Origin of the sequence: Sinorhizobium kostiense (assembly GCF_017874595.1) — a bacterium.
Lineage (GTDB): Bacteria > Pseudomonadota > Alphaproteobacteria > Rhizobiales > Rhizobiaceae > Sinorhizobium > Sinorhizobium kostiense.
The window spans coordinates 20397-34772 of sequence record NZ_JAGILA010000011.1; the positions used below are offsets into that span (position 1 = coordinate 20397).

Annotated in this window: 16 protein-coding genes and 1 riboswitch; of the genes, 3 read left to right on the top strand and 13 right to left on the bottom strand. The window is 61.8% G+C overall.

What is annotated here, in order from left to right:
- Positions 1 to 139: 139 nt before the first annotated feature.
- Complete coding sequence (locus tag J2Z31_RS27295) at positions 140 to 1348, bottom strand: NAD(P)/FAD-dependent oxidoreductase (protein WP_209606595.1); 1209 nt, start codon at positions 1346 to 1348, stop codon at positions 140 to 142.
- A 218-nt stretch (positions 1349 to 1566) separates the two neighbouring features.
- Between J2Z31_RS27295 and J2Z31_RS27300 the strand changes: the two genes are divergently transcribed.
- Positions 1567 to 2166 carry an RrF2 family transcriptional regulator gene (locus J2Z31_RS27300; RefSeq protein WP_234939718.1) on the top strand — a complete coding sequence of 200 codons (600 nt, stop codon included), beginning with the start codon at positions 1567 to 1569 and terminating at the stop codon, positions 2164 to 2166.
- 330 nt (positions 2167 to 2496) lie between these two features.
- On the opposite strand, the gene msrA is transcribed toward J2Z31_RS27300, so the two are convergent.
- The 6 genes from msrA to J2Z31_RS27330 form a co-directional block, all read right to left on the bottom strand.
- Positions 2497 to 3003, bottom strand: a complete 507-nt coding sequence (gene msrA / locus J2Z31_RS27305; RefSeq protein WP_209606597.1) for a peptide-methionine (S)-S-oxide reductase MsrA — start codon at positions 3001 to 3003, stop codon at positions 2497 to 2499.
- A 1-nt stretch (position 3004) separates the two neighbouring features.
- Positions 3005 to 3448 (bottom strand): peptide-methionine (R)-S-oxide reductase MsrB, encoded by a 444-nt coding sequence (gene msrB, locus J2Z31_RS27310; RefSeq protein WP_209606599.1) that lies wholly within the window; start codon positions 3446 to 3448, stop codon positions 3005 to 3007.
- A gap of 109 nt (positions 3449 to 3557) precedes the next feature.
- Positions 3558 to 4433 (bottom strand): LysR family transcriptional regulator, encoded by an 876-nt coding sequence (locus J2Z31_RS27315; RefSeq protein WP_209606601.1) that lies wholly within the window; start codon positions 4431 to 4433, stop codon positions 3558 to 3560.
- A 206-nt stretch (positions 4434 to 4639) separates the two neighbouring features.
- On the bottom strand, positions 4640 to 5638 hold the full coding sequence (trxB, locus tag J2Z31_RS27320) for a thioredoxin-disulfide reductase (protein WP_209606603.1): 999 nt from the start codon (positions 5636 to 5638) through the stop codon (positions 4640 to 4642).
- Positions 5639 to 5694: 56 nt separating this feature from the next.
- Positions 5695 to 5850: a DUF1127 domain-containing protein gene (locus tag J2Z31_RS27325; RefSeq protein WP_151613261.1), complete on the bottom strand. Its 156-nt coding sequence runs from the start codon at positions 5848 to 5850 to the stop codon at positions 5695 to 5697.
- A gap of 104 nt (positions 5851 to 5954) precedes the next feature.
- The gene (locus J2Z31_RS27330; protein ID WP_209606605.1) at positions 5955 to 6485 is read right to left on the bottom strand and encodes a YkgB family protein; all 531 of its coding nucleotides are present in this window, start codon (positions 6483 to 6485) and stop codon (positions 5955 to 5957) included.
- A 285-nt stretch (positions 6486 to 6770) separates the two neighbouring features.
- On the opposite strand from J2Z31_RS27330, the gene J2Z31_RS27335 reads away from it, so the two are divergent.
- Complete coding sequence (locus J2Z31_RS27335) at positions 6771 to 7394, top strand: TetR/AcrR family transcriptional regulator (RefSeq protein WP_209606607.1); 624 nt, start codon at positions 6771 to 6773, stop codon at positions 7392 to 7394.
- A 207-nt stretch (positions 7395 to 7601) separates the two neighbouring features.
- Positions 7602 to 8411 (top strand): class I SAM-dependent methyltransferase, encoded by an 810-nt coding sequence (locus J2Z31_RS27340; protein WP_209606609.1) that lies wholly within the window; start codon positions 7602 to 7604, stop codon positions 8409 to 8411.
- Positions 8412 to 8930: 519 nt separating this feature from the next.
- Here J2Z31_RS27340 and J2Z31_RS27345 read toward each other — a convergent pair.
- The 6 genes from J2Z31_RS27345 to J2Z31_RS27370 all read right to left on the bottom strand — a co-directional run bounded on the left by J2Z31_RS27345 (position 8931) and on the right by J2Z31_RS27370 (position 14073).
- Positions 8931 to 9521 carry a HupE/UreJ family protein gene (locus J2Z31_RS27345; RefSeq protein WP_209606612.1) on the bottom strand — a complete coding sequence of 197 codons (591 nt, stop codon included), beginning with the start codon at positions 9519 to 9521 and terminating at the stop codon, positions 8931 to 8933.
- 22 nt (positions 9522 to 9543) lie between these two features.
- Complete coding sequence (locus J2Z31_RS27350; protein WP_209606615.1) at positions 9544 to 10077, bottom strand: hypothetical protein; 534 nt, start codon at positions 10075 to 10077, stop codon at positions 9544 to 9546.
- A gap of 10 nt (positions 10078 to 10087) precedes the next feature.
- On the bottom strand, positions 10088 to 11293 hold the full coding sequence (locus J2Z31_RS27355; RefSeq protein WP_209606617.1) for an agmatinase family protein: 1206 nt from the start codon (positions 11291 to 11293) through the stop codon (positions 10088 to 10090).
- Entirely contained in the window at positions 11286 to 12092 is an 807-nt protein-coding gene (locus J2Z31_RS27360) for an ABC transporter ATP-binding protein (RefSeq protein WP_209606619.1), read from the bottom strand. The genes J2Z31_RS27355 and J2Z31_RS27360 overlap by 8 nt, the downstream gene beginning before the upstream one ends.
- On the bottom strand, positions 12089 to 12913 hold the full coding sequence (locus J2Z31_RS27365) for an ABC transporter permease (protein ID WP_209606621.1): 825 nt from the start codon (positions 12911 to 12913) through the stop codon (positions 12089 to 12091). Before J2Z31_RS27365 ends, J2Z31_RS27360 begins: the two co-directional genes overlap by 4 nt.
- Before the next feature lie 77 nt (positions 12914 to 12990).
- Positions 12991 to 14073 carry a putative urea ABC transporter substrate-binding protein gene (locus J2Z31_RS27370; protein WP_209606623.1) on the bottom strand — a complete coding sequence of 361 codons (1083 nt, stop codon included), beginning with the start codon at positions 14071 to 14073 and terminating at the stop codon, positions 12991 to 12993.
- Positions 14074 to 14166: 93 nt separating this feature from the next.
- Positions 14167 to 14275, bottom strand: a riboswitch (guanidine-I (ykkC/yxkD leader).
- Positions 14276 to 14376 lie beyond the last annotated feature (101 nt).

A 14376-nucleotide genomic window follows, 5' to 3' on the forward strand; every position in this document is an offset into this window, starting at 1 on the left:
GAGGGGAAGCGAGCCCGTATCCTTTCGGATGGACGGGACGGGCGCGCTTGTGGCAGCCAGTCAAGTGCAGGTGGGTGCATCGGCTGCATCGAACGACCGTCGGCTTTCTGCGGCAACAGATCTTCATGCCCACGCGCGATCAGGCGACGACGATGCGCAAGGGGTCTGCGGCCGCAAGAGCCGCAGCCCGTTCGGCACTCGGTGGATAGATCCATTCGGTGTTGATCCTGGTTTTCAGCTTTTTTGCTTCGGCACCGGAAAGCTTTATCTGGCGGTCCCATCCTTCGGTATAAACTGCGCCCCATGGACCCAGATCGAGGCACGTGACGTACTTCTCCTGGGTGTAGGGTAGCGGATCCACCCCGAGCAAATCCGCAGCGACGTTGTGTCCAGCGGAGCGCCCGAGATTCTGGGCGTGCTGACAGCTCATCATGGTGCGGTTGCCGTCATCATCCGTCGCGGCGTAGGCAACATCACCGGTCGCATAGACGTTAGAGTGACCGATGACCTTCAGGTTCCGATCGACATGGAGTCGTCCGAAAGCATCTTTTTCCGCGTCGACCTGCTTCGTTATGGGATTGGCGCGGGCGCCTGCCGTCCAGACCACAGTGGCCGCGTCGATCCGCTCGCCGGACGCCAGCGTCACACCCTCGGGATCAATGGCGATAATCCCTTCGCCGAGACGGGTCTCCACCCCGAGTTCCGCGAACGCCTGCTCGATGACCGGGCGAGGGCCTGGTCCGAGATCCGGTCCAATCGCACCGTTGCGCTCGACGACGACTACGCGGACGTCGGCGTTTTTTCCGAGTGCGGCACGAAGACGATGCGGCATCTCTGCGGCCGTTTCGATCCCGGTGAAACCGCCGCCGGCGACGACCACCGTGTTGCGGGAGCGGCTTTCCGGAAGGCGCCGTAGTTCAGAAATATGTTCCTCGAGCACCGCAGCGTCGGCAAGCTGATCGACATTGAAGGCGTGAGCGAGCCCCGGGATGTCGGGACGGAACAAAACGCTGCCCGTCGCCAGGACAAGCTTGCTATAGCTTATTGGGGTCTCGCGGCCCTTTTCGTCCGAATAGGTCACGGAGTTCTTTGCCGTTGAGACAGCCGTCGCATAGCCTTTGATGAAGCGTACGCCTGCATTGGCGAATATCTCAGACAAGGGTGCCCTCATCGTGGACGCGTTTTTCTCGTAGAGGCGTGGGCGGATGTGCAGTTCGGGCTGCGGGGCGATTACCGCAACCTCGACAGAACCGTCCGCCTTTCCCTGCTGGTCCAGCAGCCGCATGGCACCAAGTGCCGACCACATCCCGGCAAAGCCGGCGCCGATGATTAGAATTCGTTCGCTCATGTCTGTTCCTCTTAGACAAGGCTTCGCTTTTGGCGGGACGACGTCCAGCCGGTCAGACGATTACCGTTCAGCTAGCTGTCTCCGGACCGGAGACAGGTTTCGCGACGATCTTCATGGCGCCGCATTAACTACGACTATTATAATCGGAGTTAATGCGCAACGATAATTCCGGCCGATTCTGGAGACGGATTGTCAATAGGAGGGAGACGGGAGAGGCATTGCAGAAACGGATCATCAATTGTATCTACGACTACATTTGTCGTTGTTTTAGCGGTGGTTCCATGGCGCATGTAAGCGCAGGCGTTGAATACGCTCTTCACTGTCTCCTTTACCTCATCGATGCGGAGGAGTTGGGCCAGCCGGCAAGCGCGCGCGATCTTGCCGAGTTGCAAAAGGTCCCTGCCGAATTTGTTGCGAAGCTTTTCACCAAACTCCAGAAAGCGGGCATCGTCGTCGCCCGTGAGGGGATTGGCGGTGGCTTTGCGCTCGCGCGTCCTGCGGCAGACATTACAGCACTCGATGTCATCGAAGCCGTCGATGGGCGTAAAGCGCTGTTCGAATGCAAGCAGATCCGTGCTCAGTGCGCACTTTTCGGAGACCGCTCGCCCTCATGGGCGGTGGACGGGGTTTGTTCCATTCACGCGGTTATGATCGAGGCTGAGAAGCGGACAAGGGACGTGCTGGCCAGTCACACGCTTGAAAGCATCGCAGGACGCGCAGCGGGGAAGGCACCCAAGGACCATGCGGGCCGTGTAAAAGAGTGGCTGGCGGCTCGCACGCCGCGGCGTCGCCGCCGCGGCAATGCAGCAAAAGGTTGATTACATATGCAGCTACCGCGGCAGGGAGCACGCATGATGTCTCCCAGGCGCTCGACCAGACAACGTACCACCGGCCAATCGCGCAGCCTCGATCTCGCGCAGCGTTGCAGTCTATTGCGGCGATCGTTCAGGTACTGCCCGGGACTAGAGCCTTTCCGGGTTAAATGGAAACATTCTGCCGGAGCAGGTTTTCGTCAGGGCAGAGGCGATTGCCGCAGGTCGTACCCGGAGGTACGGCCGAGGCGATCGCCTCTTAACCCGGAAAGGCTCTAGGTATCGGACCAGGCGGGAACGCATCAATAATCTCCGCGGCCGAAGACAAGCGGCCGGTTATTCGGCCGCTGACCTCCGGGGCAGCACCCAGTTGGGGCGTATAAAGTGGCAGGTGTAGCCGCTGGGGTAGCGCTCCAGATAATCCTGGTGCTCCGGCTCCGCCTCCCAGAAGTCTCCCGTTGGCTCGACTTCGGTCACCACCTTGCCCGGCCAGAGACCGGAGGCGTCGACGTCTGCGATGGTATCTTCGGCTATTCGCTTCTGCTCGTCGTCGACGTAGTAGATCGCCGATCGGTAGGAGCTGCCGAGATCGTTGCCCTGTCGGTCTCTCGTGGTGGGATCATGGATCTGGAAGAAGAACTCCAGAATCCGCCTGTAACTGATCGTCTCGGGATCGAAGGTGATCTCGATGCCTTCGGCGTGGGTACCATGATTGCGGTAGGTCGCATTCGGAACATCGCCGCCGGTGTAGCCCACGCGGGTCGCAATGACCCCGGGGAGCTTGCGGATCAAGTCCTGCATGCCCCAGAAGCAACCACCAGCCAAAACAGCTCTCTCGGTCATTTCAGATATCCTCTACCTGGTTAATATACGCGCCGTAGCCGGCGGTCTCCATTTCCTCGCGCGGAATGAACCGCAGTGCGGCGGAATTGATGCAGTAGCGCAAGCCGCCCCGGTCCTCAGGGCCGTCTGAGAACACATGGCCCAGGTGGCTGTCGCCATGCTTCGAGCGCACCTCGGTGCGGATCATGCCATGCGAATCATCCCTGAGTTCGTTGATATTTGCCGGTACGATCGGCTTCGTGAAGCTCGGCCAGCCGCAGCCGGAATCGAACTTGTCGGCCGAGGCGAACAGCGGTTCGCCTGAAACGATGTCGACATAGATCCCCGACCTTTTGTTGTCAGTGTACTCCCCGGTGAAGGGGCGTTCGGTGCCGTTCTGCTGGGTCACCCGATACTGTTCGGGCGTAAGCTTGCTGACCGCTTCGTCGGTTTTCCTATAGGTCATTGTCCTTGTCTCCCTTGCTGGATTTGTTGCCTGAATATGGCGAGCGGTGACGAGGATTCCCAATATCGGATGTGCATAGATTCCATAGCCGAGCAAAAGGCGCACCCGCTCACGACCAGTCGTGCCGGGCCGCCAGCTGCGCGATCTTGCGGATCTCGAGCGGTGTGCCGGAACCGGAGACCGTCACAAATACCAGTTCGCGCTCTAGGGAAATCCCTTCCACCGGACGGGTAACGATGCCTTGCACGACGATGGACCGCTCGGGCATGATGCAGATCGCACGGCCCTTGGCGACGACTTGCTGGACCCAGTCCTCGCGGTCGACGCTGAAGCGCGGCTGCATGACCGCATCATGATCCATCAGGTGCTCGGTGATCTCGGTGTGGAACTCGCAGGCCAGCCGGTCGATATAGGGATAGGCCGCAATCGCCTCGGTGCTGACGACGTCCTTGCCAGCCAGCGGATGGCTCTCCGCGCAGGCGAGAAGGAACCGCTCGCGAAAGAGCGGCACGACGTTGAGCTTGGGATTGGGGCGCGGCGCCCGCGGCAGGATACAGGCGTGATACTTGCCCGAAAGCACTTCGTTCGCGCCTTCGCCGGCCAATAGCTGATGCATGTTGATCTTCACGGAAGGAAGCTCGCCAAGCGCGTCGTCAAAGAACGCGGCAAATGCGGCAGGGCCAATGGTCGGGGCGACAGCGATATCGAGAATACGGCGCCGGCCGAGCACCGTACTTTCGGAATGCTCGCGCACGTTTCTAAGCGCGAGCTCAATTCGCATGAACTCGGCCTGGACGTCGCGGCCGAGCGCGGTCAGGCGGCTGTCCTTGCCGTCGCGATAGATCAGCGGACTGCCCAAGTCTTCCTCGAGGCGCTGGATTGCCCGCGTGAGACTGGGCTGCGAGACACCGCTTCGACGCGCGGCTTCGGTGAAGTTCAATGTTTCAGCCAGATTGAGAAAGTACCTGACCTGATTGATTTCCATGGATCGGTCTCGCTTGGGCTTGAATTGAACGGCCATAATCTCGGCAAGGGGAGACATTGACAGCTGCCGGACACCGGTTGTCACTCCGGCGCCGTGCGAACGCAAGGGCATCCGGCAGGTGTGGGAAAGCGCGGACCTCCGCAGATGAACTGCGGCGGGTCCGCGCTTCGCCAAGGGGCTGGCGCGTTGTCGGTGATCCCCTGCACTTACGCTCCAACCATCTCCGCTTCACGCGGCTCGATCGCCCGGGCGACCGGGTTGGATGAATGCTCGGCCAGGAATTTCTCGGCTTCCAATGCCGCCATGCATCCCATGCCGGCGGCGCTGATGGCCTGACGGAATACGGGGTCGATCACGTCGCCGGCGGCCAGCACCCCGGGGACAGTTGTTTTCGTCGACCAGGAGCCAACCTCGATGTAGCCGTCCGCATCCATGTCGAGCTGGCCGCGAAACAACGCGGTTGCCGGATCGTGTCCGATCGCGACAAAAAGGCCGTGCGTGAACAGCTCCTTCACGTCGCCCGTCATCACGTTGCGGATCCGAACGCCGGTTACCGACTTCCTCGGCTCGTGCTCGCCGATGACCTCCTCGACGACGTGGTTCCAGACGACTTCGACATTCGGCTTCGCCAGGAGACGGTCCTGCAGGATCGACTCCGCGCGGAAACGATCGCGGCGATGAACCACCGTGACCTTGGAGGCAAGGTTCGACAGGTAGAGCGCTTCCTGCACGGCTGTATTACCGCCCCCGACAACGACCACTTCCTTGTTTCGGTAGAAGAAGCCATCACAGGTCGCGCAAGCCGAGACGCCGAAACCATTGAATGTCTTCTCAGAGGGAAGGCCAAGCCAGCGGGCCTGGGCTCCCGTCGCGATGATCAGTGCATCGGCGATGTACGTGTCGCCCGAGTCACCCATGAGACGGAACGGGCGCTCGGAGAGATCGACGGAGGTGATGATATCGTACTTTACCTCGGTGCCGACATTCTCCGCCTGCTGCCGCATCTGCTCCATGAGCCACGGGCCTTGAACGGGTTCGGCAAAGCCGGGGTAGTTCTCGACATCCGTGGTGATGGTGAGCTGGCCGCCCGCCTGCAGCCCGGTCACAAGGATCGGTTTCAGATTGGCGCGGGCAGCGTAGATGGCGGCGGTATAACCGGCCGGTCCGGCCCCGATGATCAGGACCCTGGCATGATGCGTGTTCATCACGTGATCTCCTTCTGCGTCACGGTCTGGGATCAGCCGGGACGCAGTCTCGGGGTTCATTGGTCGTATTGCCGGCGCGCGACTACTTCGATTTCGTTGCGGGTAATGCCGACATCCTCGAGCAAGTGATCGTTCAATTGCGTGAACGCTCGAAGGGTCCGGCGATAGCGCTGGTGGGCGCGAATCTTAGACAGAACATAGGTCAAATACATGGGACGTTCCTTTCGTTGAACCGACCGGCAAGGCCGATCTGGGATGGTGGTTTCGTTCAAATTTCGGGATGCGGGCGAAGGCGGGCTACACCCCTTGTCGTTGGTCAAGCGTTGGTTGAGCGGAGCGCCGCGAGCGAGTCGACGGCAATCCAGAGCGAGAGGGCGAGCAGGCCGATGTCCTTGAGCAGGAACTGACCGGCAGCGACGGAAATCGCCGGAAAGCCGAGCTCCGGCACGGTGACTCCCGGGGTCGTCACCATAAAGCTAAGCGTGGTCGCGAACAGCCCGGCCGAGAGCAAGCCGCCGACCAGCGAGTAAACCGGGTTGACGAGCCGTGCCGCGATCAGGGCGCCGATGCTGAGCTCGAGTATGCCGAGAAGGCTTGAGAAGGCCCTTACGCTGAAGAGCGAGTAGGTCCAGCTCAACAGCGGACTGTTGCCAACCAGGCCGGTCAGCCCTTCCGCTTCATAAGCTGTGAACTTCATGCCGCCGAACCAGCCATAGATCACGACCAGCGAAATATAGAGGCCAGCCGCGCTGACGGTCCGGCCGTGGTGCTCGGCCAGATCGAGGGAAACGGCGCGAGCCTGTGCGCGCGATTGAGCCGCGGCGCTGCGGATGGGAACATGAGGCATTGTCTTCTCCTTGGATTGTCCGCGGTGGGCAATCCGCCCAGTTGATGCGGAGTAAACGATACCGATCTGTATCGAATGAAATAAGAAGTATACCGATCTGTATCGTTAGGCAAGGGCGGTCTTCGAAAGGATTCCGGCCTTGTTCCCCAGGGAACTCCCTTCTTCGGGAGAACGGTGAGCCGAAGCGGCGCTCGCTGAAAGGAGTGCCTCAAAAGCCCACTTGTATTTGGCTCCCGCTACCGTTTATAAAAAGATACAGATCTGTCACCTGTTGCGAGAACGATAATGCGCCGTTCGGAAATCCGGGATCACCTGCTTGACACCGCACTCCGGCTGTTCAACCAGCACGGCTATCACGCGACGGGCATCGACTTGATCATCGCCGAGGCCGGGGTGGCCAAGACGACGCTGTACCGGCACTTCGAAACCAAGGAAGACCTGATCCTGGCCGCGCTCGAACGGCGCGACGAGGGGGACCGCAATGCCATGCGTGCCTTTGTCGAGCAGCATGCGAGCGATCCGGTCGAGCGCCTTCTGGTGACGTTCGATTTCCTCGAGACTACGGTCCGCGACAAGCAGTTCCGCGGCTGCATCTTCGTGAGCGCGGCGGGGGAGCACAAGGACGCTGCCCATGCCGTGTTCCGCGCTGCCTTGATGCACAAACGCCTGGTAATCGCCTATTTTGAGGAACTCGCCCATGCGGCGCGGTTTGCGGAGCCGAAGCGGATCGCGACCGAGATCAACCTGCTGCACGAGGGCGCGATGGCTGTCGCACAGATGACCCGCATCGCCGAGCCTGCGCGGCAGGCCAGACGCATGGCAGGCCAGTTGCTCGCGGCGGAAGAGCGGTCTCCGTCAGCCCGCGGACGCAGGCCGGCGAACGCAAAGCCCCATCTCGCGCAGGGATGAGGGCGTAGCTTTAGATTCCCGCTAGGCAACGGCAAGGGAGATCAAATAGCGAACAGAAGCGGATGGACGGATATTGCGCTAGACTTAGCGGTTGGGTGGGATTGTCGCTATGCGAGCTTCGGTGCCAGAATGACCAGTATCCGGAAGAAACGGACGTTCGCCCCTGTGCCCCGATAACGACGGCTGGCAGCTTAGCGGAGGATAGTGATGACCCTTCCCACCTACGCAATGAACCAGGCAACCTTCCCGGAGATGTATGAGCGGTGGCTCGTGAACCCTCTCTTTCGGCCGTGGACCGAAATGACTCTCGAGGAGTTGGAACTGTCACCGGGCGATCGTGTCCTCGATATCGCTTGTGGTACAGGAACGGTCGCACGCGTCGCAGAGGAGCGCCTCGGCGACGCCGCATACATCGTCGGCATCGACATCAACTCGGATATGCTCGCCGTTGCGCGCGCTTTGGCACCGCGCATCGACTGGCGCGAGGGCAATGCCATCGCACTGCCTCTTCGTGACGGAGAGCAGTTCGACGTGGTCGTCTGCCAGCAAGGAATGCAGTTCTTTCCTGAAAAGTCCGCTGCGGCAGCGCAGATGCGGCAGGCCCTGACAAGGGGTGGCAGGCTGGCGGTAGCGACCTGGCGTGCCGATGATGAAATACCGTTCTTTCGTGAATTGCGCCGCGTTGCCGAGCGCCATCTGGGGGCAATCACCGATCAGCGATACAGCCTTGGAGATGCAGCCGCGCTTGAGGCGCTGCTTCGGGAGGCCGGTTTCGATGAAGTCCAGTCAAGGAAGATATCCCGCACCGTCCGTTTCTCCGACGGCGCACCCTTGTTGCGATTGAACACAATGGCGCTGGTCAGCATGAGTGCTGCTGGCAAAGCCATGGCCGAGGAGGAACGCAAGCGGCTCGTGGAGGAGATCGTAAGCGAGAGTGCGCCCGCGCTGCAGCAATACACCGACGTATCGGGACTCGCTTTCGAGCTCAGCACCAATCTGGCGACAGCCAAGGGATGAAGTGCCCTGCCGAACCTCGTTAACATGAGCCATCCCCGGACGGCCTTCTGGGTGGGGCCGATCAACGGCAGGTGGCGGGCTTCTCGCACAGAGCCACTGTTCATCAACAGGTCGATGAAGGACACATCGCCGTCCTCCACGCCGAGATGCGGAACGTCGGCGTCGGGACGATCGGAGCGAGCGCGCGGCGAATGCGGACCTCGAACCGCCGTGAGATCGGGACTCGAGCAAAAGGCATGGGGGTCGAGCGCTTGTGATCGCAGCGGTCCTGCCAGGCAGGTCCACCCTCCATCGTCGTTTTGACAGATGAGGCGGGTTGGTCAATTGCCTGTCATAAGGTTTGCGTCACGCGGCCGTCGCTCTTCCAGCCCCGCTCTGGACGCTGGACGTCGGCCGGGGGAGGCCGGATGCAGGCTGTGGAGACCAGCAAAACGGAAAGCCATGCCCGCGAAGACGAGCTGTCGCCAGCAAATCAAGATCCTGGTAATCCCAGGCATATCCATCTCCTCACGCGAAGCGTCACGCCATGAAGGCTAAGCCAATACCGGCACCCATGATCCCCGTGCCGATGATGCGAAGCGCCGGCATGGTGGTGCCGGTGCCGTGCCGGGCCAGTGCATGGCAGGCGGCGATGCCGGTGATGTGGAGGATCGCCGTGCCACCGACGAAACCGAGCATATGGGCGAGCGGCGCTGCGGCCGGACTCTCCGTCCCGTGCGCAAAGCCATGGAAAAAACCGAAGGTGGCCGCGCCGGTGATGGCGAGCGTAACCGGTATGTTCGCGTTCGCGATCAACGCCGCGCCCAAGAGGAGGACGGAGGTGATGATCGCCGTTTCGAAGAGCGGGACCGTTACGCCGATCATGGCATACGCCGCGCCCGCAACCATGGCCGAGACGAAGGCGAGCGGCAGCCTGAAGAGCGCCGAGCCGCCGAGCCGTGCTGCGATCAATCCGACCGCAATCATGGCGAGCGGGTGGTCGAGGCCGGAAAATGGATGCAGGAAGCCGTTTGCAATACCGTGGGCATGATCGTCGCCGGTATGGGCGAGCGCCTGGCCGGGAAAGCTCGCGGGGATGATTGCGAGCGTCGTCAGCGTCTTGAAACTCATGGCGTTGCCTTTCTGAGGGAATTCATTCGGTCGGTTCGATGTCGAAATGCGAGGCGTCGGTCCGGTCCTCGAGCTTGCGCGCCTCGGCGAAGGAAAGCCGGACGACCGCTTTGCCGTCGTAATAGAGGAACCCCAGCGCGTGGCGGCGCGAGGTCATGCGCGCGGGGAGCACGTCGTAGCGCACCCCGTTGCCGCCGAGTAGCGGCACGACCGCGCCGATATCCGTACGATCCGCGGTTTCGACACGAATCAAATGCAGGGTTTTCCCGGAAGCGTCGATGCCGACGAAGGGAATGCTCGCAAGCCTGAGAAAACTCGTCGGATCACTCGCGCGGGCGAAGTTCTCGATGAAAGTCGTCTCGACTAGATCGAGATCGCGCTCGTGCGGCGGCGGCAGGTCCTCGCTTTCGGGTTTGTGCGGCACCTGCCATTGTACGGTGCCGCGCTGCCGGTTGTGGCCCGGACCCGCATTCTGGTGGCCGTGATGGTGATGGTCGTAATCATGATCATGGTGGTGCGGATGCGCGCCGTGGTGGTGATGATGTCCGCCGTGCATGGCCGTCTCCTCAGAAGCTCACCGGCTTGTCGATCAGGTGCTTGTGGGAGCCGAGCTTGCCATGCGCTACGAGCGAGCCAAGTGCCTCCACCACCACCCGTACGCCGAAAAGCGCCGTGATGTCGGAGGTGTCGTAGGGCGGGCTGACCTCGACGACCTCAAGGCCGCAGAGCCCTTCTGCCGCGACCAGTCCGAGGATCTTCAGCGCCTCGCGCGGCAGGAAGCCCCCCGGCTCCGGCCAGCCGGTCCCGGGCACGAAACCGCAATCGATACTGTCGACGTCGAAGGAGATATACACGGCGTCGGCGTCCTTCCAGGCGAGCTCGAGCGCAATCTCCGCGGTCTTCTCCGGTCCGAGCTTTTCGATGTCGTCGATCGTCAGCACGTTGGTACCGCGCTCGCGCGCCACCTTCACGCCGTCGCGCGGCACCTGCCAGCCGCCAATACCGAGCTGAACCAGATTTTTCGGCGAGACGTTCGGAAGATTGGTCGCCCAGAACCAGGGCGTCGTGTGCATGCGTTCGTCGAGATCCTTTTCCTGGATATCGATGTGGCGATCGAAATGGATGATGCCGATGCGTTTCGACGTGCACTCGGCAATGCCGCGCACGCAGGGAAAGCCGATCGAGTGGTCGCCGCCGAGCATTATCGGCAGTGCGCCGGAGGAAAAGACATGGGAGACGCCGCGGCTGATCTGGTCGAAGCTCTTTTCGAGATTAGCCGGAATGGTGAAGACGTCGCCGGCGTCACAGAGCGTCATCTGCTCGCGCAGGTCCACACCCATCTCGTAGTTGTAAGGCGTATACAGCGCTGAAATCCGTCGGATGCCCTGCGGTCCGAAGCGCGTGCCCGGACGATAGGTCGTGCCGCTGTCGAAAGGGATGCCGAGCACGGCGGCATCGTATTTCCCGACGTCGCGGACGTTTTCGACATAGGGCGCCTTCAGGAACGTGTTGATGCCGGCGAAATGCGGCAGTTCGCCCCGCGCGAAGGTCGGGATCGACTTGTCCGTCAGGCTTTCCGATCCCGGCAGGCCCATTTCAAGCGCCCATTGCTTTTCCCGCCCCCAGCCCTTGCCGGAGAGCTTCGCCTCCGCCTCGAGCGCCTTCCAACCCTGGCTGTCGAGCATGTTGAAGTCCGGGTGGTGGCGGCGCTCGCGAACGGGCGTCCCGATCGCGCCGGCGCGGCGAGATTCGCGGCTTGGGGGTTCACGCATGGGGCATGCTCCTTTTCGTTTCCTGAGACGTGGTGCTGGGCTCGATCGGCCGCGAAAAGCCGAGTACCGGGACGGGTCCGTCGCGGCTCAAATCGAGGTCGTAGATGATGCGGGCGCCGTAGCGCTCAGGCGCTTGCGGATCGATGCGAGGCCGATCGAAGGCGAGCAGGCGCGTCCCGAGACCGAAGGCCTCCTTGAGATCGTGGGTAACCATGATCACCGTCATGCCCCGCTCGCGCCATAGCGGCTTGATCAGCGCGTGCATCTGCGCCCGCGTGCCGGGGTCGAGCGCGCCGAAAGGCTCGTCGAGCAGCAGCACCTTCGGCTCTCTGGCGAGCGCCTGGGCGATCGCCAGCCGCTGCTGCTGGCCGCCCGAAAGGGCGCTCGGATACTTCTTGGCGTTTTCGCTTAGTCCCACCGCTTCAAGCAGCGCATTTGCCTTCTCGCTGGCCGCCTTTCGCTTCGCTCCAAACAGCTTGGCCGTGAACGGGCTTTCGGCGATTTCGAAAGCGATCAGGACGTTCTGCAGCGCGGTGAGATGCGGAAAGACGGAATAGCGCTGGAAGACCACGCCGCGGTCCGGTCCCGGTTCGGCCTGCAGCGCTGCTCCGCCGACCGTGATGACGCCGCGCGTCGGCCGCTCCTGCCCGAGGATCATCCGGAGAAACGTGGATTTGCCGCAGCCCGAGGGGCCGACGACGGAAACGAAAGCGCCGGAGGCGATGTCGACCGAGATGCTTTCGAGCACGATCTGGTCGCCATATTCCATCCAGACATTGTGGGCGCGGATCTCGCTCATCGGCGCGTCTCCCGGACATAGGCCCAGGGAAAGGCGCGCCGAGCGAGTCGCGCCAGCAGCCAGTCGAGAAGATAGGCGATGAGGGTGATCCAGGCGACGTAGGGCAGGATCACGTCCATGGCGAGATAGCGCCGGACGAGGAAGATGCGATAGCCGAGGCCGCTCTCGGCTGCGATTGCTTCCGCCGAGATCAAGAAGAGGAAGGCCGGGCCGAGTGAGAGCCTGAGCGCTTCGATGAGCCGTGGCATTGCTTGCGGCAGTGCCACGCGCAACATCAGTTGCCATGTGGAGGCGCCGAGCGTCTGCGCCTTGACGATCTGCTCGCTCGGGATGGCGGCGACTGTCATGGCGAGGTCACGAACGAGGAACGGTGCAATGCCGATTACGATCAGCACGACCTTGGCGAGTTCACCGAGGCCGAAGACGATGAACAGCACCGGCAGGATCGCCATCGGCGGGATCATCGACATGACGGCGATGAGCGGCGACAGCCCGGCGCTTGCCACCGGAAGCAGCCCGAGCGTCAGCCCGAGCACCAGGCCGATGGCGGCAGCCGCACCGAGGCCGATGAACAGTCGCTGGAGGCTCGCCGCGGTGTCCGACCAGAGGGTCAAGTCTCCCGATCGCCGGTCGGGCTCGGTCGCCAGCCGGTCCATGCTTGTCACCATTTCGGTGATCGGTGGCAGCAGCTTGTCGCCCGGGTTTGCGGCCCGCCTTTCGGCCGAGACGACGACATAAAGGCAGGCGATCAGCAGGAAGGGTAGGAGGGCAAGCAGGATCCGCGTTCCCGTTCCCGGAACGATATTGATGGCACGTCGCATGAGCCGAATCCTAAATCTCGGAGATAGCCGCAGGCTGAGAGTAGTGGGGCCGCGGGTGCAGACCCGCGACCGAAATGTCAGAGCGAGCCGTCGGCGGCGAGCTTCATATAGCTGGCGTCGAAGCGCAGCTTCACATTGTCTGCAGAACCCAGCACCTGGCCGCCCGGGAAGGCGATGCCCACGACGTCCTTGTCCGCCGCGCCGTCGCCGAGAAGGCCATGGTCGAAGGAGAAGGTCCGCACCAGCTCCATGGTCCTGATGAGGTCCTCGCTCTCGGTGAAGGCGACCGCCTCCTGAGGTGTCACGAACAGCTTGGTCGCCGCAAGCTGGGCCTCGAAGCCGGCAAGGTCCGTGCCGGACATGGCGCCCATCGCGGCGCGTGCCGTCTTGCCCTTCTCGCCGGGGTCCGTCAGGGCCGACATCGTCTCGTACCAGATGCCGGCGAGTGCCTTGCCGAAGTCGGGATTGTCCTTGAGTACCTTGGTGTTGACCATCAACGTGTCGATGATCTCGCCCGGAATTTGCGTCGAATCGAAAAGCGCTGCGGAACCGGGCTCGGCCTTGACCTCGGCGAGCAGCGGGTTCCAGGTGACCACGGTCGAGGTCTCCGGCGACTTGAAGGCGGCGACCATGTCGGCATCGGAGGTATTGACGATCGTCACGTCCTTTTCGGAAAGCCCCGCCGTTTCGAGGGCGCGCGCCAGCAGGTAGTGCGAAACCGACAGTTCGACGAGATTGATGCTTTCACCCTTGAGATCGGCGGGCGTCTTCGCCGTCTTGGAGACGATGCCGTCATTGCCATTGGAGAAATCGCCGATGATCAGGATAGTCGTGTCGACGCCGCCTGCGGCAGGAATGGTTAGGCCATCCATGTTCGTCGCCGTCACGCCGTCGAAGCCACCGGCCGTGTACTGGTTGATCGACTCGACGTAGTCGTTGATCTGCTTGACGTTAATAGTGATGCCGTATTTGTCGGCCCATTTCTTCACGATCCCGGCATCCGCCGCATAGGGCCATGGCATCCAGCCGACATAAATCGTCCAAGCGATATTGAATTCCTTCTTCGGCTCCGCACTCGTCGGGCCCGCGAAAAGCGCGAGAGAGAGGCCGAGCGCGGCCGAGAGTGCACGAAAGCCAAATTTGCCTTTTCCGAGATGCATCGTCTGTTCCCCTTGTGCGACTTGGGGCTCACGCTGCGCTCACCTCTCGGAAATCTCAGGCGGGATTCCCAAAGCAACGGCACCGCTGCATGAGCCTCCCGGGCTTTTATCCCGCCGTGGACCCGATGGATGTCTCCCCACCGGAGGTTTCTCTCGGTCCAGGCATGCCCTGTTCGGCACCGGAACCCTAGAAACATTGCCAGTATAGTTCTATGTTGCATAAAGTAAAGGGGTTAGTTTTTCTGATGTATGCTCATAATTTGAGCGGTGTATGCTTATAATTTAGTCAATTAGAGCAATAAT